General features: G+C 71.9%; 17 protein-coding genes. 16 read left to right on the forward strand and 1 reads right to left on the reverse strand.

Translation table 11 applies throughout. The features are described from left to right. On the reverse strand, positions 1 to 423 hold the full coding sequence (locus tag WME96_RS08490; RefSeq protein WP_437289658.1) for a hypothetical protein: 423 nt from the start codon (positions 421 to 423) through the stop codon (positions 1 to 3). A 152-nt stretch (positions 424 to 575) separates the two neighbouring features. Here WME96_RS08490 and WME96_RS08495 point away from each other — a divergent pair, with 152 nt between their 5' ends. The 16 genes from WME96_RS08495 to mraY all read left to right on the forward strand — a co-directional run bounded on the left by WME96_RS08495 (position 576) and on the right by mraY (position 18,913). Next, positions 576 to 1,340 carry an SDR family oxidoreductase gene (locus tag WME96_RS08495; protein ID WP_437289659.1) on the forward strand — a complete coding sequence of 255 codons (765 nt, stop codon included), beginning with the start codon at positions 576 to 578 and terminating at the stop codon, positions 1,338 to 1,340. A gap of 192 nt (positions 1,341 to 1,532) precedes the next feature. Next, on the forward strand, positions 1,533 to 1,745 hold the full coding sequence (locus WME96_RS08500) for a (2Fe-2S)-binding protein (RefSeq protein WP_081426611.1): 213 nt from the start codon (positions 1,533 to 1,535) through the stop codon (positions 1,743 to 1,745). Between the two features lie 192 nt (positions 1,746 to 1,937). Continuing rightward, positions 1,938 to 2,408, forward strand: a complete 471-nt coding sequence (bfr, locus tag WME96_RS08505) for a bacterioferritin (RefSeq protein WP_433934716.1) — start codon at positions 1,938 to 1,940, stop codon at positions 2,406 to 2,408. A 208-nt stretch (positions 2,409 to 2,616) separates the two neighbouring features. Next, positions 2,617 to 3,972: a sigma-54-dependent transcriptional regulator gene (locus tag WME96_RS08510; protein WP_061614168.1), complete on the forward strand. Its 1,356-nt coding sequence runs from the start codon at positions 2,617 to 2,619 to the stop codon at positions 3,970 to 3,972. Positions 3,973 to 4,449: 477 nt separating this feature from the next. Beyond that, positions 4,450 to 4,818, forward strand: coding sequence for a response regulator (locus WME96_RS08515; RefSeq protein WP_437289660.1), 369 nt, complete (start codon positions 4,450 to 4,452; stop codon positions 4,816 to 4,818). A 9-nt stretch (positions 4,819 to 4,827) separates the two neighbouring features. Further along, positions 4,828 to 5,949, forward strand: a complete 1,122-nt coding sequence (queA, locus tag WME96_RS08520; protein ID WP_437289661.1) for a tRNA preQ1(34) S-adenosylmethionine ribosyltransferase-isomerase QueA — start codon at positions 4,828 to 4,830, stop codon at positions 5,947 to 5,949. Further along, positions 5,946 to 7,067, forward strand: coding sequence for a tRNA guanosine(34) transglycosylase Tgt (gene tgt / locus WME96_RS08525; RefSeq protein ID WP_437289662.1), 1,122 nt, complete (start codon positions 5,946 to 5,948; stop codon positions 7,065 to 7,067). The genes queA and tgt overlap by 4 nt, the downstream gene beginning before the upstream one ends. A gap of 322 nt (positions 7,068 to 7,389) precedes the next feature. After that, complete coding sequence (locus WME96_RS08530) at positions 7,390 to 9,057, forward strand: response regulator (protein ID WP_437289663.1); 1,668 nt, start codon at positions 7,390 to 7,392, stop codon at positions 9,055 to 9,057. Between the two features lie 75 nt (positions 9,058 to 9,132). Next, entirely contained in the window at positions 9,133 to 11,301 is a 2,169-nt protein-coding gene (locus tag WME96_RS08535; RefSeq protein WP_437289664.1) for a GYF domain-containing protein, read from the forward strand. Positions 11,302 to 11,397: 96 nt separating this feature from the next. Beyond that, a complete protein-coding gene (locus WME96_RS08540) occupies positions 11,398 to 11,802 on the forward strand; it encodes a cobalamin B12-binding domain-containing protein (RefSeq protein ID WP_437289665.1) in 405 nt (134 codons plus the stop codon). 552 nt (positions 11,803 to 12,354) lie between these two features. Next, a complete protein-coding gene (gene mraZ, locus WME96_RS08545; protein ID WP_437289666.1) occupies positions 12,355 to 12,813 on the forward strand; it encodes a division/cell wall cluster transcriptional repressor MraZ in 459 nt (152 codons plus the stop codon). 20 nt (positions 12,814 to 12,833) lie between these two features. Further along, entirely contained in the window at positions 12,834 to 13,757 is a 924-nt protein-coding gene (gene rsmH, locus WME96_RS08550) for a 16S rRNA (cytosine(1402)-N(4))-methyltransferase RsmH (protein ID WP_437289667.1), read from the forward strand. Beyond that, positions 13,754 to 14,107 carry a hypothetical protein gene (locus tag WME96_RS08555; protein WP_437289668.1) on the forward strand — a complete coding sequence of 118 codons (354 nt, stop codon included), beginning with the start codon at positions 13,754 to 13,756 and terminating at the stop codon, positions 14,105 to 14,107. Before rsmH ends, WME96_RS08555 begins: the two co-directional genes overlap by 4 nt. Continuing rightward, a complete protein-coding gene (locus WME96_RS08560; protein ID WP_437289669.1) occupies positions 14,104 to 16,191 on the forward strand; it encodes a penicillin-binding protein in 2,088 nt (695 codons plus the stop codon). Before WME96_RS08555 ends, WME96_RS08560 begins: the two co-directional genes overlap by 4 nt. Further along, complete coding sequence (locus tag WME96_RS08565; RefSeq protein WP_437289670.1) at positions 16,188 to 17,786, forward strand: UDP-N-acetylmuramoyl-L-alanyl-D-glutamate--2,6-diaminopimelate ligase; 1,599 nt, start codon at positions 16,188 to 16,190, stop codon at positions 17,784 to 17,786. Before WME96_RS08560 ends, WME96_RS08565 begins: the two co-directional genes overlap by 4 nt. Further along, entirely contained in the window at positions 17,783 to 18,913 is a 1,131-nt protein-coding gene (mraY, locus tag WME96_RS08570) for a phospho-N-acetylmuramoyl-pentapeptide-transferase (RefSeq protein WP_061609423.1), read from the forward strand. Before WME96_RS08565 ends, mraY begins: the two co-directional genes overlap by 4 nt. Positions 18,914 to 18,916 lie beyond the last annotated feature (3 nt).

The following is an 18,916-nucleotide window of genomic DNA, read 5'->3' on the forward strand; positions in this document are numbered from 1 at the left end:
CTAGCGCTGCCGGCTCTGGTACGAGCGGATGTACGGGGCCCGCTCCTCGTCGCTGACCGGCTCGTTGCTGAGCACCCGGTGATCGCGCGGCATGAAGTTCACGAGCCGGACGGTCAAGTGGTCCTTCGCGACGGTCATGTTCCCCTTGCGGCGGAGCTCCGCGGCTTCCTGGAAGGTCTGCACCTTGGGATCGTAGGCGATCATGTGCAGATCACGTCCGAACGGCGGGGGCAGGTCTTCCACCTCGACGATCTTGTAGAGGCGGATGCCTCCGCTCTTCTCGGCGGCCGCCACGACCGCGCCGATGACGAGATCCTTGCCCGTCGGGTCCGAGGCTTCGGGAACAGGGGGCGCGCGGTCGCAGGCCGGCGCGAGCGTCAGGGTGCCGGCGCACACGGCGGCGGCGAGCGCGATCGACCTCATGGGCGCTGAATAACATCGCTGCGACCCGGCGCAAGCGCCTCGCCGCGGCGGCGCGGATCTCCGCTCCGCAACGCCTCCCGCCGCCGCGCTGCCTCGTGGTAGACGGCGCCTCCGAGACAGCGGTCGGGAGCGATCCCTGGAGGAATGCGATCATGCGACTCGAGGACACGAAGTTTGTCGTCACAGGCGCCGCCCAGGGGCTGGGTCGCCACTATGCGCTGCGGCTCGCGGAGTACGGGGGCCAGGTCGCCGCGGGCGACGTGAACGAGGAGGGGCTCGCGTCGCTGGTCGAGGCGGCCCAGGGGCTCCCCGGGAAGGTCCACGCTCGCCCGTTCAACGTGGCGGCGGAGGCGGAGGTCGAGGCGTTCGTCCGCTTCGCGCACGACGCGATGGGCGGCCTGAACGGCCTCGTGAACAACGCCGGCATCCTGCGGGACGGCCTGCTCGTCAAGAAGGACCGCCAGACGGGCGCGGTCGTCAAGCTGAGCGCCGCGCAGTGGCAGGCGGTCATCGACGTCAACCTGACGGGCGCCACGTTCATGGTCCGCGAGGTCGTCGCGAAGATGGTCGAGACCGAGCAGAAGGGCGTCATCGTCAACATCAGCTCCATCGCGCGCCACGGCAACCGCGGCCAGTCGAACTACACCGCCGCGAAGAGCGCGCTCGCGGCGAACACGAAGACCTGGGCGCTCGAGTTCGCGCCGTTCGGCATCCGCGTCGGCGCCGTCGCCCCCGGCATGATCGAGACGCCCATGACCCAGGGCATGCACCAGAAGGCCCGCGACGCCCTGGTCGCCATGATCCCCGTCGGCCGCATCGGCGTGCCCGAGGACATCTGGCAGGCGGTGCGCTTCGTGATCGAGTGCGAGTACTTCAACGGCCGCTGCATCGACGTCGACGGCGGCCTGACGATGTGACGCCGCCGGCGGCCCTGCCGCCGGCCCCTCTCCTCCAGCGCTTCCCCAGCGCCGCCGACGCGCTCGACCCGAGCGTGCTCCTGACCGCGAGGCAGCCCGGCGATCCGTCCGCAGGACGTTCGTGCTTGACGCGTCGATATTGAAAGCTATGTTCAATATCAACCGTGGCCGTCAACGTAGCCGGGGGTCTGCATGTACGTCTGCCTTTGTATGGGCGTCTGTGACCGAGAGATTCGCGAAGCGATGAACGAGGGGGCCTGCTCCGTTTCGGAGGTGATGGAATGCACGGGCGCCGGGACGCGGTGCGGCTCCTGCCGCCCGACGATCGCCAAGCTCGTCGGCGATGGTGAGTCCGCTCCCACGCCGCGCCGCCTGACGATGGCGCCGGTCTCCAGCGCAGCCTGATTCTCCGCGGGTTGCCCGGCATCGCCCGGGTTTCCCCGGTGAGGTGACCGGTGTCGCTGCGTGTTTCCTTAGAAATTTCTTGCGCACCTCCGTCGACCTTGCGCATTTGACCTGGGCGCTGGCGCTCCCGCCGGCGCACCCTCGCCCCGAGAGGCGGGGCGAGCACGACAGGCACGAGCGCGAGAGGATCCGATGAAGGGTGCGAAAGATATCGTCGACGCGTTGAACGAGGTGCTCGCGGGAGAGCTCGTCGCGATCAACCAGTACTTCCTGCACGCGAAGATGTGCCAGCACTGGGGGTTCGTCACCCTCGCCGCGCACGGGCGGGCCGAGTCGATCGACGAGATGAAGCACGCCGACGCGATCATCGACCGCATCCTCTTCCTGGAGGGGCTGCCGAACCTCCAGCGCCTGGACACGCTTCACATCGGGCAGAGCGTGCCGGAGCAGCTCAAGAGCGACCTCGAGCTCGAGTACCACGCGGTCAAGCGGCTCAACACGGCGATCGCCCTCTGCCGCGACAAGGGCGATCGCACGACCGAGGAGCTCCTGGCCAAGATCCTCGAGTCCGAGGAGGAGCACATCGACTGGCTCGAGACGCAAATCGGGCTGATCGAGAAGCTCGGGGAGACGGCCTACCTGTCCCAGCAGATCCGCGAGTAGGGCAGGGTAGGGCTCGCCCCCGCTGCGCCGGCGCCCCGCGTGCCTCCTGGCGGCAGGGGCCGTGCTTGACGTACGATACGCTGGACGCATGTCCAAGACGCCGCGGACGACCGCGCTCGCGCGGTGTTGCGCCAGCTCGGCGCGCGTCGGTCGTGATCGTCGCGCCGCCCTCGTCCCACCAGGGGGATGAGGACGGCGGGGGAAATCCATGTCGAAGATTCTTGTCGTCGATGACCAGCGGAACATGCGGACCACGCTCGCGATGATGCTGCGTGGCGCCGGGTACGACGTCGATGAAGCGGCGGACGGCAGCCAGGGGGCCGACCTGGGCGCCAAGGGCGCGTACGACGCCGTGCTCACCGACCTCCGGATGGGCGGCTTCGACGGCATCGGCGTGCTGCGCGCGGTGAAGGAGTCGAACGCGAACACCGAGGTCATCGTGATGACCGCGTACGGCACCATCGAGAGCGCGGTCGAGGCGATGCGGCTCGGCGCCTTCGACTACATCCAGAAGCCGTTCTCGGAGCAGGAGCTCCTCGTGAAGGTGGAGCGCGCGATCCAGAACCGGAAGCTCACCGGCGAGGTGCAGCTGCTCGCCAGCGAGTTCAAGGAGCGCTACCGGTTCGAGAACATCGTGGGCCGATCGCAGGCGGTCCGCGAGGTGCTGGGCCGGATCGTGAAGGTCGCCCCCACCGACGCGACGGTGCTCATCACGGGCGAGAGCGGCACCGGCAAGGAGCTGGTCGCCAAGGCCATCCACGCCAACAGCAAGCGGGCGGACCGCCCGTTCGTGCCGGTGAACTGCGCCGCGATCAGCGAGACGCTCCTCGAGAGCGAGCTGTTCGGCCACGCGCGCGGCTCGTTCACGGGCGCGATCGCGGCTCGGAAGGGGCTGTTCGAGGAGGCCGACGGGGGCACGTTCTTCTTCGACGAGATCGCGGAGACCCCGCTCACCTTCCAGGCGAAGCTGCTCCGCGCGATCCAGGAGAACGAGATCCGCAGGGTGGGCGAGAACAAGCCGATCCGCGTTGACGTGCGCATCATCGCCGCGACGAACCAGGAGCTCCTGACCGCGGTCGCGGAGAAGCGGTTCCGCCAGGATCTCTATTACCGGCTGAACGTCGCGCGCTTCGTGCTCCCGCCGCTCCGCTCGCGGCGCGAGGACATCCCGATCCTCTGGGAGTTCTTCCTGGAGAAGTACAACCGCAAGATGAGCTGCCGCGCGCGCGCAGCCGACGGCGTCGTCGAGGCGCTGACGCAGTACGACTTCCCCGGCAACATCCGCGAGCTGGAGAACATGGTGGAGCAGGCGGTGGCCCTGTCGGGCGGCGGCGTCATCAGCGTCGACGACGTGCTCCCCGCCGCGGTGCAGCCGAAGCGTCCGCCCGAGGGCGGCGGCAGGCTGCTCGCCGACGTGGTCGACTGCGCCGAGCGTCAGGCCATCGAGGCCGCGCTGCGGGAGTGCGACGGCAGCCGGGAGCGCGCCGCCGAGGTGCTCGGGATCAGCGCGACCACGCTGTGGCGCAAGATGACCCGCCTGGCCATCACCTACCCGCCGGGCTGAGCCAGCTCTCTCCTGTGCCGGACAGCGCGACGCGCTCCGCCGGGCAGCGGACCGCCCGTGCCGGGCAGCGCGACCGGCTGCCAGCCAATCTCAGCAGCGCGTATCCGCGGGGTACAGCAAGCGCGAACCCCCCTGCTCATCGCGCCGGTGCTCGCGGGCCGAGCCACCTGCTGCCCACCAGGCTCAGCAACTGCCCATCGACCCGGGTTCATCCGGCACATACGGCCGGACGGAGCAAACCACCTGACTCAGCAGCAATTCAGGGCAGCTAGCCCACGATGGATTGCATCCCTGCAATGTAAGAGCGTCGGGATTTGCCTTAGTGCAATGGGGCGGCTGATGTAGACTGTGTTCTTCTGTTTCACTCCGGCGTCGGAAACCGCAACTCGACCATTCGGTAACTTGGCCCGGCGATTGCTAAACCGGTAGGCGTAATAGATGGCGGCGACCGCCGCAGGAGGACGCTTAATGGCCCGCATGCTGATCGTGGACGGTGAGAATTCCCAGCGTCGCGCTCTTTCGGCCGGGCTAAGCGTCGAGGGGTTCGAGGTCGCGTTCGCGGCCTCGTTCCAGGATGCGCTGCGCATCCTCGGCTCGTCTTCGATCGACGTCGCGATGATCGACCTGATGATGCCGGACCTGAACGGCCTCGAGCTGGCCCGCCATATCCGGCAAGCCTTCCCGAGGGTGCGCGTCGTGCTTTCCAGCGCGTATCACCTCTCCGCGCGCCAGGTCGAGCGCGCCGACTGCGGCGCCGTGGCCTTCGTCCCCAAGCCTTACAAGGTGGGGGAGATCTGTCGTTTCCTCCGCGCCAAGACGAGCGTGCTCTCGCCCGCGTCGTGCTAGTAGCGCGGCGTGCGCTGCGAGCTGCTCGACTACGAACTCCCTGAAGCGCTCATCGCGTCGCGGCCCCCCGAGGAGCGGGACGGCGCGAGGCTCCTCCTGGTCGATCGCGGCCGCAGCGACCGCGAGATCGAGCACGCCGCGATCCGCGATCTCGACCGGTACGTCGAGCGCGGCGCGCTCGTGATCGTCAACGACACGAGGGTCGTCCCCGCGCGCCTGTTCGGCAACAAGCGCGGCACGGGCGGGCAGGTGGAGCTCTTCCTGCTGCACCGGCTGGACGAGGCGCCGGCCGGCGGGGACGACCTCGCCGTTCCTCCGGAGGGCGCGGCGCGGCCCGAGCGCTGGCGGGCCATGGGCCGCGCGTCGAAGCCGATCCGCCCGGGCGCCGTGCTCGATCTCGAGCGCGACGGGGCGCTGGTGGCGGAGGTGCTGGAGCGCGCGGAGGACGGCGTGCTCACGGTGCAGCTCTCCTCGCCCGCAGGGCTGTCCGTCGCCGCTGCGATCGACGCCTACGGGCACATCCCGCTCCCTCCCTACCTGGGCCGCGGCGACGACGCGTCCGATCGCGAGCGGTACCAGACCATCTTCGCGCGCGTCCCGGGCGCCGTCGCCGCGCCCACCGCGGGCCTGCACCTCTCGCCCGCCCTCGTCGAGCGGCTCCGCGCCAACGGGGTCGAGATCGCGAGCGTCACGCTGCACGTCGGCCTCGGCACGTTCCAGCCGGTCACGGTCGACGACCTCGACGTGCACGCCATGCACGCCGAGGTCTACTCCGTCCCGGAAGCGACCGCCGCCGCGATCGCGGGGGCGCGCGAGCGCGGCGCGCCGGTGGTCGCGGTCGGCACGACCGTGGTGCGCGCGCTGGAGACCGCCGCGGATCCGGCGCGCGCCGGCCTCGTGCGGGCGCAGTCCGGGGAGACGCGCCTCCTCATCCAGCCCGGCTATCAGTTCCGCGTCGTCGACGCGCTGCTGACGAACTTCCACCTGCCGCGATCGACGCTGCTCGCGCTGGTGTTCGCCTTCGCCGGCCGCGAGCGCACGCTGCGCGCCTACCGCGCGGCGATCGACGCCGGCTACCGCTTCTATTCCTACGGTGACGCCATGCTGATCCGCGGGGCGAGCGCGCGATGAGCCGCACGCCTGGCTTCTCGTTCACGGAGCTCGCGCGGGACGGTCATGCCCGCACGGGCGTGCTCTCCACGCCGCACGGCGAGGTTCCGACGCCGACGTTCATGCCGGTCGGCACCCAGGGCAGCGTGAAGACGCTGACCCCCGCCGAGGTGGCCGCGACCGGCGCGAGGATCGTCCTCGGCAACACGTACCACCTGTGGCTCCGCCCGGGTCCCGAGCTCGTCGCGCAGCTCGGCGGCCTGCACGCGTTCTCCCGGTGGCCGCACGCGATGCTCACCGACTCCGGGGGCTTCCAGGCCTTCTCGCTCGCCGAGCGGCGCACCCTCGTCGAGGACGGCTTCGTGTTCCGATCGCACCTCGACGGCGCCCGCAAGGCGCTCACGCCCGAGGTCGCGATGGAGGTGCAGGGGCTGCTCGGGGCCGACATCGCGATGCAGCTCGACGTGTGCCCGCCCGGCGGCGCGCCGCTCCCGGAGGTCGAGGAGGCGTGCCGCCTGACGACGCGCTGGGGGAAGCGCTGCCTCGCCGCCAAGCGCCCCACGCAGGCGCTCTTCGGCATCGTGCAGGGCGGCACCTCGGTCGCCCTGCGCACGGCGCACGCGGAGGAGCTCGGCGCCCTTCCGTTCGACGGGCTCGCCCTGGGCGGCTTCTCCGTGGGCGAGCCGATCGCGATGATGCACGAGGTCGTCGCGCAGATCGCGCCGCGCCTCGACCCTGCGCGCCCGCGCTACCTCATGGGCGTGGGCACGCCGCTCGACCTGGTCCACGCGATCGGCGCCGGGGTCGACATGTTCGACTGCGTGCTCCCCACGCGGAACGCCCGCAACGGGCAGGCGCTCACGCAGCACGGCAAGATCGTCATCAAGCAGGCGCGCTACAAGGAAGACCCGTCGCCGCTCGACCCGACGTGCGCCTGTCCGACCTGCGCCGGGGGCTACAGCCGCGCGTACCTGAGGCACCTCTACATGGCGGGCGAGATCCTCGTGCTGCGCCTGCTCACCGAGCACAACCTGCACCTCTACGGCCGCCTCATGCGCGAGGCGCGCGCGGCCATCGCCGAGGGGCGGTATGCGGCGTTCGCCCGCGCGTGGCTCGGCGCGCCCGACGCGAGCGAGTGACCCTACATCGTCGCCATCGGCTCCTCCACGGCGCCCGGAGCAGGCGCTGTGGCGCGCTCGCCGGCGAGCGCAACGTCCGCGCTGTCCCGAGGGTTCCGGGGTACGATGAGCGGATGGTGAGATCTGGCCGTTCGCCTCGCGCCTCGCGCCCGCATCCGCGCGCCACCGGCGGTGCCTCGGGGGCGCTCGACCCGGCCGTGGGCTCGAGCCGCCGGTCCAGGAGCCCGAGCCGGTGGTGCCAGCCGAACGGCCGTCTCTGCGCGCGGGTCGCGTGCTTGCCCGCGCATTCCTCGTCCATTAGCCTTCGGAGTCGGCCCGCGGAATGACGCAAGACGCCAACAAGAAGCCGCTCGGACGCATCCTCCTGCAGCAAAGGGCGGTCACCCAGCCCCAGCTCGAACAGGCGCTCCTCGAGGCGCGTGCGAAGGGGGTCCCCCTCGCCACGAACCTCATCGAGAGCGGCACCGTCTCCGAGGTCGCTGCGCTGAAGGCCCTCTCCGAGCAGAGCGGCGTTCCTGGCATCGATCTCAACCAGGTCTGCATCAAGCTGAGCGACCTCTCGATCCTGCCCCGCGAGATCGCCGCGAAGCACAAGCTCTTGCCCGTGCTCGTGCGCGAGGACCGCATCCTCGTGGCCATGGCCGCGCCCGCCGACAAGAAGGTGATCGACGAGCTCGAGTTCGTGACCGGCAAGCGCGTCTTCCCGTACATCGCGCTCGCGGGCCCTCTCGTGCGGACCATCGCGGCCGCCTACGACATGAAGGAGCAGGGCGAGCCGTTCTACGTCGGCGCGAAGTGCCCGCCCGAGGTGCTGAAGCGCGCCGGCCTCGGCGCCGCCGCGTCCACGACCGAGGCGCCGCCCGCGCCGGCGCCCGCGCCTGCGCCTGCGCAGCCGGCGCGCCGTCCGCCGTCCGCCGTGCCCCCGTCGACGGTGGCCCAGACGCCTGCGCCTGCTCCACCTGCGCCCAGCGCCGCCCCGCCAGCGCGCGCGCCGGAGCGCCCGCGCGACGACGCGGAGATCTCGTTCGCCGATCTCACCGACGAGCCGAGCCCGCCCGCGGCCCCCTCGCCGGCGCGCATCTCCTCGGCGGGCCCGCCGCTCGTCGTCGACGACGCCATGCGGAGGGCGGCGGCGGCCGACGAGCTCACGGACACGGATTTCGGCACCGCCGATCGCGATCTGTCCGTCGTCGAGTCGCTCCCGGGCGCGGGCAAGGCGCCGCAGGGCGATCAGACAACGATCCTGGTCGTCGACGACGAGCCCGAGATCCGGAAGCTGCTCCGCCGCATCTTCGAGGAGCGCGGGTACCGCGTCGAGGAGGCCGACCGCGGGCTCCTCGCCCTGCGCATGGTCAAGGAGAATCCGCCCGACGTGATGATCCTCGACGCCATGCTGCCCGAGGTGCACGGCTTCGACATCGCCCGCCGCATGAAGGGAACGCAGCGCTACGGCCACATCCCGATCATCATGATCTCGGCCGTGTACCGCGGGTGGCGGTTCGCCGAGGACCTGAAGTCGAGCTACGGCGTCGAGGCCTACATCGAGAAGCCCTTCCGCGTCGCGGACGTCGTCGCCGCCGTGGAGAACGCCCTGCAGGCGCGCTCGATCCGCGGCGATCAGGACCGGATCTCGGCCGAGGCGGAGCGCCTCCTCGCCGCGGGGATCGCGGCGTACCGCGCCGGCGATTTTGACAAGGCCGTGCGGCACCTGCGCGAGGGCACGGCCATCGACCCGCTCGCGTACCGGCTGCACTTCCACCTCGGCCTGCTCTACGGCAAGCAGGGCCAGCTCTACGACGCCATCCAGGAGCTGGAGACCGCCCTGCACATCAACGGCAAGCACTTCCCGGCGTTGAAAAACCTCGCCGTGCTGTACCAGAAGGCCGGGTTCCGCAACAAAGCGATCGAGACGTGGGAGCGCGCCCTGGGCGTCGCGCCCGATGACCCGACGCGGCAATCCATCAAGGAGCACCTGCTCGGGTTGCTCTGACCGCGCCTACCCCATGTCGTTTGGGGTCAAGCTGTCGTAGACTGCGCGGATTCCAACCCGCAGGCGCGTTCCTGGATGAAATTCATCTGCGATAACTGCAAGGCCAAGTACCAGATCGGCGACGAGAAGGTCGCCGGCAAGTCGGTACGGATGCAGTGCCGGCGCTGCGGCCACCTGATTCAGGTCAGCGCGAGCGTCACCGAGAGCTCCGTGGCGCAGGCGCTCCCCGTCGAGCCGCCGCGCGCGGCGGGCGACGACGCGCACCTCGCCCCTTCGAGCGAGGAGGCGCCGTCCGCCGGGACAGGCGCGCCGGCCGCCCGCGCCGCGAGCCCCGCGAGGCCGCCGGTCTCGGCCCAGGGCGCCGCGCCGTCGCCGCCCCGGCCGGCGTCGCAGCCCCTCCCGCGCCCCGGGGGAGCGCCTCGACCTCCGGTCGCTCCGCGCGCCGTGCCCGCGCCCGTTGCGCGGCCGGCGTCGAGCGCGTCGCCCGCGTCGAGCCCGCGCCCTGCGACCGCGCCGCAGCCGCCGCCGGAGGCGCGCCCCGCCCAGCCGGCGCCCGCGAGGCCCGCGGCGCCCGCCACGTCCGCCGCCAGGGGAGCGGATCCCACGCCGTCGCCGTCCGGGGTCGCCGGCGCGTTCAAGCGGACGATGTCCGATGACCGCCCGCTCGCCAAGGCGCCGACCGCGCGCGCCACGTCGAGCGAGGACTGGTACGTCGGGGTCGGCGGTGTCCCGCTCGGCCCGGTGCGGCTCTCCGTCATCCGTGAGAAGGCGCAGGCGGGCGCCGTGGATGGCGACTCGCTCGTCTGGCGCGAGGGGTTCGACGAGTGGCTGCCGCTCAAGAACTTCCCGGAGCTGCTCGAGATCGTCACCCAGGCCCAGTCCACCCGGGTGTCCACGCCCGCGCGTCGGACCAGCAGCACGGGCTTCTCGGTCGCTCAAGCGCAGGTCCCTCCCTCGACGAAGGTCCCCTCCTCGGCGAGGGTCCCCCCGCTGGCCGGGGCCGCGCCAGCGCGCCCGGCGGTGCGCGAGCCCGAGCCGCCCGGCGTGAAGGAGCAGCCCCCGGCGGTCGCCGGCTCGGTCGCCGCCTTCACGGCGGCGGGGACGGCCGCCACATCGACCTCACCGGCCACGTCCCCTGGGCGCGTCACGCCGGCCACGCCGGCGGGCAGCGCGCCGGCCGCGTGGCCGAGCGCCTCGGGGGGCGCCGCGGCGGCCCAAGCCGCGGGCGGCGCGCCGATCGCGGTGCTCGCCGACCCCTTCTCGACCGCGCCGGCGGCCCACGTCGCCTCCGCGCCGCAGCCCGAGCTGGCGGCGCCGTTCTCGGCCAGCGCCGGTCTTGCCGCGGGGGGCCTGGCCGCGGGCGGCTCGCCGCCTGCGACGGCGTCCGCTGCCGGCCTGGCGGTGGGCGGACCGCCCTCCGGCGCGGCACGCACGGGCGGCCCGGCCGCGGTCGCCTCGCCGCAGGTGGCGGCGCCGGCGAGCGCGCTCGCCTCTGCGGAGCCCGCCCCCCTGGTGGCCACGCCTGGCAGCCTCGTGGAGACGGTCGCGCCGAGGCGCCGGTCGGGCATGAGCCCGCTCGCCTATGCCTTCATCGCCATGGCAGCGGCGTTCGGCGGCGTCTCCGCGTACGTCCTTCTCTCTCCCAAGCCGCAGCCCGTGCAGGTCGTGACCGTCCCGCAGCTCCAGCCGCCCGACCTGCTGCCGACAGCGGCCCCTCCGCCTCCGCCGAGCGTCGAGCCGGACGCACCTCCGCCGGCCGACACCGCGTCGGCCAAACCCGAGGTCGCCTCGCCGGGCAAGCCGGGCGGCGCCGCGAGCCAGCGCCCCCAGCCCGAAAAGCCGGTCGCCTCGGCGAGCCCTGCGCCGTTCGACCGGTCCGGGTTCGGCGCGGGGGTCCCCGGCCCCTCGTCGGGGCCGGGCAGCCAGGGCGCCGGCGCTGGCCTGAGCCAGCTCTCTCAAGGGGAGATCTCCAGCGTCGTCGAGGGGAACCGTCCCAGCGTCCGGCGCCATTGCTGGCAGCCCGCCCTCGACGCGCGCGATCGCAACGCGTCCACCACGGCCCGCGTCTCGGCCTCGGTGGTCATCGGCGCCTCGGGCGCCGTCCAGTCGGCCTCGGCCGCCGGGTCGGAGAAGGATTACCCCGGCCTGTCGAGCTGTATCGCCTCGCGGATCAAGTCCTGGCGGTTCCCCCCTTCGTCGGGCTCCACGCCGGTGACCATCCCGTTCGTGTTCGCCGCCCAGTAAGCGCGCCCCCTGCGGCGTCGGCGCAGGGGAGGGGAGGCCGCATCGCCGGGGCGCTGCGCTTTACGCCTGCCCGGGCAGGCGGTAATCGACGCGATCATGGCAGAGCGCAAAGTCCGCATCCTCGTGGCGAAGCCCGGCCTCGACGGCCACGACCGCGGCGCCAAGGTGGTCGCCCGGGCCCTCCGCGACGCGGGCTTCGAGGTGGTCTACACGGGCCTGCACCAGACGCCGGACATGATCGCCTCCGCAGCGGTGCAGGAGGATGTCGACGCCGTGGGGCTGTCGATCATGTCCGGAGCGCACAACACCCTCTTCCCCGCCGTCATCGAGGCCCTCCGCAAGCACGGCGCCGAGGACATCGTTGTGTTCGGTGGGGGCATCATCCCGGACGAGGACATCGCGCGCCTCCAGAGCGCCGGCGTGAAGGGCGTCTTCACCCCCGGGACCACCCTGAAGAGCATCGTGGAGTGGGTCCAGACCAACGTGACCCCCCACGGCTGACCGCCCGGGCAGCGGGTCTCCCCACTCTCCCCCACCGCCCGCCTCCCCGGCCGGGCTTCCCCGGGCTGACCGCCGGCGCCGGGGGTCTCCCCACTCTCCTCCACCATCCGCCGCTCCCACCGGACCTCCCCCGGCGGCTGACCCGCTGAGCCCGTCCGGTTTACCGCGGGGGTCCTCCGCCGTTCGGGGCGCGAAAGGCCGCGTCCGTCGGCGGCGATCCGCCTTGCTTCATTTCGAACTTGCCAGACCTTCGCCTGACGTGCCCGCACCACCCCCGAGACACTCCCCACTTCCTCCCACGGACCGCGCTGGGCCGTGAAGTTGCGGTATTCCCCGCGGTTTTTATGGGTGCGACCATGAAAGTGGATGTCCTACATAGGTGGCCATCGGGGTCCAGAAATCTCCCAATCTGTTGACACTCGGCGCCTCCCTCCGTAGCGTGGCGGAGCTTCGTGGGAAGAAGTGGCAGAGAATGTCACGACGCGGTGCGCACCCGGTGCAGCAACGCGTCAGCAAGCCCTCGGCGGGACAGGCCAGCCGCAGCTGGGGTCGATGAGCACGATGTTTCGCGGTCACTTCGAGCACGCGATCGACGCGAAGGGGCGCACGAGCCTCCCGTCGCGTTTTCGCGACGTGCTCGCGGCCGCGAACGACCTGCGCATGGTCATCACACCGGCCCTCTTCGACCCTTGCCTACATGCCTACCCGATGAAGGCCTGGGAGGAGCTGGAGGCCAAAATTGCAGCATTGCCGCAATTTGATTCCAACGTTGTCGCGTTCCGGCGCCGCTACCTGTCCGCGGCCGTCGAGTGCGACCTCGACAAGCAGGGCCGGATCCTCATCCCGCCGTCCCTCCGCGAGCACGCCAGCCTCACCAAGGACGTGCTGTGGGCGGGGATGGGACAGACGATCGAGCTCTGGTCGAAGGAGCGGTGGCAGGCCGCTCAGCAGATGAGCGAGGTCGAGCTCCAGAGCTTCAAGACCGCAATCGCGGAGCAGTTCCGCCTATGAACGTCGTCAATGTAGTCCCCATGCACCTTCCCCCCCCGCCGCCCCGCCCGCGCGACGAGCCGCACGTCACCGTCCTCGGCCGCGAGGTGCTCGCCGCGATCTCGCCGGTCAGCGAGGGCATCTACGTCGACGCAACGCTGGGCGCCGGCGGCCACGCCGAGACGATCCTCGAGACGCCCGGCACCCGGGTCATCGGGATCGACCGCGACGAGCGCGCCCTCGCCATCGCGCGCGCCCGGCTCGCCCGGATGGGGGAGCGGGTGACCTACGTTCACGGCGAGTTCTCCGAGATCGAGCGGCACCTCGCGGCCCTCGGCGTCGCGCAGGTGGACGGCCTCGTGGCCGACGTCGGCGTGAGCTCCATGCAGCTCGACGATCCGGCCCGCGGCATGAGCTTCCGCGCCGAGGGGCCGCTCGACATGCGGATGGATTCGAGCCGCGGCGAGACGGCGCTCGAGCTGATCGAGCGGCTCAGCGACGAGGAGCTCGCGGATCTGATCTACCGCTACGGCGAGGAGCGCCGCAGCCGCAGGGTCGCCCGCTGCATCAAGCAGGCGGCCGAGAGCGGCGAGCTCGAGACGACGCTCGACCTGCGGCGCGCCGTGGTGCGCGCCGTGGGGCCGGCGCGCATCGGCGGCGTCGATCCGGCGACGCGCACGTTCCAGGCGCTGCGCATCGCCGTGAACGGAGAGCTCGACGAGCTCGAGGCGCTGCTCGCGGCGGCGCCCCGGATCATCGCGCCCGGCGGCGTGCTCGCCGTCATCGCGTTCCACTCGCTCGAGGATCGCATCGTCAAGCGCGCGCTGCGCGAGCCGGACGTGTGGCAGCCGCTCACGAAGAAGCCGGTGACCGCGGGCGACGACGAGATCGCCGACAACCCGAGGGCCCGCAGCGCGAAGCTCCGCGCCGCGCGGCGCGTCGGCCGCCCTGAGGCGCACGCGTGACGCAGCGCCCGTTCCTCGCGCTCTGGACGCTCGCGGTGGCCGCGACGGTGGCGGCGTTCGTCGTGCACCTCGCCTTGCGGGGGCGCACGGTCGACCTCGGCTATCGGCTCGGGCGGGCGCGCGCCGAGCAGGCGCGGCTGCGCGAGGTCAAGCGGGTGCTGTCGCTCGAGGCGGCCAGCTACGAGACCCCGCAGCGCGTGGAGATGGTCGCCCGCACGCTGCTCGGCATGACGCCGCCGCCGCCCGAGCGGGTCATCCCGGTGCGGGGCTACGCGGCGCCCTCCGGCGATCGCGAGGCGGCGAGCGGGGAGACGGGCAGCGCGGCGCCGGGCGAGGGGCGGCAGGAATGAAGAACCTCGACCCCCGGCGCGCGCGGTGGATCCGCATCCGCATGGGCCTGCTCTGCGGCCTGATGGCGCTCGGCCTCGGCGGCGTCGTGTCCGGCGCGTACCGCATCGAGGTCGAGGACGGCGACGCCTGGTACGACCTCGCGGAGCGGCAGCGCCAGCGGCGGCTCCACATCACGCCGAAGCGCGGCACGATCTACGACCGGAACGGCGCGCCGCTCGCGGAGAGCGTGGAGGTGCCCAGCGTCTCGGTGGACGCGGTCGAGATGCTCCGCGGCATCGAGGAGAAGTACATCCCGACGCAGATCCAGCAGTACGCCGAGCGCATCGCGCAGGCGCTCTCGCTGCCCGTCGAGGAGGTCGCCGAGAAGCTCGGCCGGCGGCGCCGCTTCGCGTGGCTCAAGCGCCGCATCTCCGAGCAGGAGGTCGAGAACATCCGCGCGCTCTCGGAGCGGCGGCAGCGCTACCCGGTGCGCGGGCTCGTGATCGAGGGCGAGGGGCGCCGCTTCTACCCGAACCGCGAGCTCGCCGGCCCGCTGCTCGGCTTCGTCGCCACCGACGGCGAGGGCAAGGAGGGGATCGAGCTCAGCCTCGAGCACGAGCTCCGCGGCAACGCGTCCGAGGTGCGCGGGCTCCGCGATCGATCGGGCCGTCTCATCTTCTCCGAGGGGATCGCGGACGAGCAGGCGCTCGCCGGGCACAACGTCCACCTGACGATCGACAAGGGCATCCAGTTCACCGCCGAGCGCGAGCTCGAGGCGGCGATGAAGACGTACGAGGCGCTCGGCGGATCGATCGTCGTCGTCGATCCCGAGAACGGCGAGATCCTCGCCATGGCGAGCGCGCCGGGGTTCAACCCGAACGACTACTCGCAGAGCGACCCCGGCTCCCGGCGCAACCGCTGCGTCGTCGATCGCTTCGAGCCCGGGTCCACGATGAAGGTGTTCGCCATCGCGAGCGCGCTCGCGGCGAAGAGCGTCTCCCCGAGCGCGACCATCTACTGCGAGGAGGGGAACATGGCGATCGACAACGTCGTGATCCACGACACGCACGTGCACAAGTGGCTGACGATCCCGCAGATCCTCGGCCAGTCATCGAACATCGGCACGGCGAAGATCGCGCTCGGGCTCGGCGAGCAGCGGCTCTACGAGGGCTTCCGCCGGTTCGGCTTCGGCGATCTGACGGGCGTGCCGCTGCCGGGCGAGTCGGTGGGCGTGCTCAGGCCGCGCGGCCGCCCCTGGGTCCAGGTCGAGACGGCGGCGGCGTCGTTCGGTCAGGGGATCAGCGTGACCACGCTGCAGCTCGCGATGGCCACGGCGGCGGTCGCCAACCGCGGGCGGCTGCTCGAGCCGATCCTGGTCAAGCGGATCACCGACGGCACGGGCGTCACGCTGTCGGAGCCCTCGCCGCGCGTGCGCCGCGACGCGGTGCCCGCGCAGATCGCCCGGATGATGTCGGAGATGCTCGTCGCGGTGACCGAGGGGGACGGGACCGGCGTCGAGGCGGCCATCCCGGGGTTCCGCGTGGCGGGCAAGACGGCCACGGCGCAGAAGATCGACCCCGCGACGGGCAAGTACACCGACACCCACTACGTGGCGTCGTTCGTCGGGTTCATCCCGGCCGAGAAGCCGCGTCTCGTCATCGCGGTGGTGCTCGATGAGCCGATGGGCGGCACCTACGCCGGCGGCTCCGTCGCCGCGCCGATCTTCCGGCGGGTGGGCGAGATGGCGCTGCGCTATCTCGGCGTCACCCCGCGCGGGAGCGTGCCGATGAAGCTGTCGGAGATCGGCGAGCAGTCGGGGGAAGACATCGCGGCGAACACCTACCAGGTGCTGAACGAGGCGCGATCCGCGGCGGCGCCGATCTCGACCGCGGTGGTCACGCCGTCCGCGCCGCTGAAGACGGGGGAGCTGCGCGTCCCGGATCTCACCGGGCTGCCGCAGCGCGAGGCGGTGAAGAGCGCCGCGACGCTCGGGCTCGACCCGAGCGTCGAGGGCACGGGCAGGCTCACCCGCCAGGAGCCTCCGCCGGGGACCGTGCTGCCCAAAGGATCGCCCCTGAAGCTCATCTTCGAGCCCCCCACATGACAGAGCGCGACCCCAGAGACGCCGTCGTCACCGAGCTCGCGCTCTGTCTCGGCGATGTGCTGCGCGAGATCCCGGGCGCCGCGCTCTCGCCGGCGGAGGCCGCGGGCCTGCTCGTGACGGGCGTGCACCTCGACTCGCGCAAGGTGGCGGACGGGGACATCTTCGTCGCGCGGGCGGGGGCGCGCGCGCACGGCGAGCAGTTCATCGCCGAGGCGGTCGCGCGCGGCGCGCGGGCGGTCATCCTCGCCCGCGGGAGCGCGGCCGACACGCTCGGCGCCGCCCGCGTCGAGGTGCCCGACGTGCCGCTCGCGCTCGCCCAGGCAGCGGCGGTCGTCTACGGGCACCCGACCTTCACGCTCGAGGTCGTCGGCATCACCGGCACCAACGGCAAGACCACGACCGCCCACCTCGTCCAGGCCTGCATCGATCGGTGCGGCGGGCGGGCCGGGATCGTCGGGACGCTCGGCTACCGCTTCGGCGATCTCGACGTCCCCGCGTCGCACACGAGCCCCGAGGCGGACGAGCTCGCCCGCGTCGCCGCCGGGATGGTCGATCGCGGCGCGACGCACCTCGTGATGGAGGTGTCGTCGATCGCGCTCGCGGCGAAGCGCGCGGACGCGACCCGCTTCCGGATCGCCGTCTTCACGAACCTCACGCAGGATCACCTCGACTACCACGGCACGATGGAGGCGTACGCGGCGGCGAAGGCGCGCCTGTTCGTGGATCTCGGCCCCGGCGCCGCCGTCATCAACGTCGACGATCCGTTCGGTCGGAAGCTCGTCGAGATGATCGCGCCGGGCGGGCTCTCGCGGCCGGCCGCGTCGACGCTCGCGCGCTACTCGACCGAGGTTGGCGCAGGCCCGGACACGGCGGAGATCGCCCCCGTCGAGCTCGCGCATACCGCGACCGGCATCTTCCTCCGCGCCCGCACGCCCGCCGGTGAGGTCGCCATCCGCTCCCACCTGCTCGGCGCGCACAACGCCTCGAACCTGCTCGCCGCGCTCGCCGTGGCGTACCTGCTCGGGTTCGACGTCGAGGACGCCGCGGCGGCGCTCTCGTCGCCGATCCAGGTCGCGGGCCGCCTGGAGCGCTGCGATACGCCGGGCGCCGATGACGTGATCGTGCTCGTCGACTACGCCCACACGCCGGACGCCCTCGCGCGGGTGCTCGCGAGCGTCCGCGCCCTCAGCGAGGGGCGTGTCCTCTGCGTCTTCGGGTGCGGCGGCGACCGCGATCCGCTGAAGCGGCCGCAGATGGGGGAGGCCGTTGGCCGCGGCGCCGACGTCGCCGTCGTGACCAACGACAATCCACGGAGCGAGGACCCGCGCGCGATCGCCGACGCCATCCTGCCGGGCCTCGCCGCCGGGCGCGCGCGCGTCGTCGTGGAGCTCGATCGGGCGCGCGCGATCGAGCGCGCGGTGCTCGAGGCGGAGCCCGGGGACCTCGTCCTCATCGCCGGCAAGGGCCACGAGCCGTACCAGATCATCGGCGGCGTCACGCTGCCGTTCGACGACCGCGACGAGGCGCGCCGCGCGCTCGCCGCCCGCCGCGAGCGGTCCATGGCCGCGCGGCAGTCGCGCGGAGGTGCGGCGTGATCTACGAGCTCTTCTACCCGCTCAAGTTCCACTACGGCTGGCTGAGCTGGCTCAACGTCCTGCGTTACATCCCGTTCCGCACGATCATGGCGACGATCACCGCCATGGTGCTGACGTTCGTGCTCGCGCCGTGGTTCATCCGCGAGCTCCGGCGCAAGCAGATCGGGCAGGTGGTCCGCGCCGAGGGGCCGGAGACGCACAAGATCAAGGCGGGCACGCCGACCATGGGCGGAGCGCTCATCCTGCTCTCGCTGCTGCTCCCCACCGTGCTGTGGGCCGATCTCAGGAACCCCTTCGTCCTCGCGACGACGGCCGTCACCGCGGGCTACGGCGTCATCGGCTACCTGGACGACTTCCTCAAGATCAAGCGGCGGAACAGCGGCGGTCTGCCCGGTCGCTACAAGCTCATCGGCCAGGTGCTCATCGGCGGCGCGGCCGTGTCGTACACGTTCCTGCTCGCCTCGAAGCTCCCGCCGGACTGGGCGGAGATCAGGACGCGGCTCTCGATCCCGTTCGTCGCGTTCTCGAAGTACCCGATCGAGCTGCCGCTCTACGCCTACGTCCCGTTCGCCGTGTTCGTCGTCGTCGCGACGTCGAACGCCGTGAACCTCACCGACGGCCTCGACGGCCTCGCGATCGGCCCGGTGATCATCAACGCGGGGACGTACCTCATCCTCGCGTACATCGTCGGCGCGTCGATCGCGAACTTCTCGCTCGCGACCTACCTCGACATCCCGGCGATCGCGTCCGCCGGCGAGCTCTCGGTGTACTGCGGCTCGGTCATCGGCGCCGGGATCGGCTTCCTCTGGTACAACACGTACCCCGCGCAGGTCTTCATGGGGGACGTCGGCTCGCTCGCCCTCGGCGGCGGGCTCGGGATGCTCGCCGTCTTCACCAAGAACGAGCTCCTGTCGATCATCCTCGGGGGGATCTTCTTCATCGAGACGGTCAGCGTCATCACGCAGGTCCTCTCGTTCAAGCTCACCGGCAAGCGCGTCTTCTTGATGGCGCCGATCCACCACCACTACGAGAAGAAGGGGTGGGCGGAGCCCAAGATCATCGTCCGCTTCTGGATCATCTCCATCCTCCTGGCGCTGGTCTCCCTGGCGTCGATGAAGCTGCGCTGAGGG

This window comes from Sorangium sp. So ce406 (assembly GCF_051474675.1).
GTDB lineage: Bacteria > Myxococcota_A > Polyangia > Polyangiales > Polyangiaceae > Sorangium > Sorangium cellulosum_G.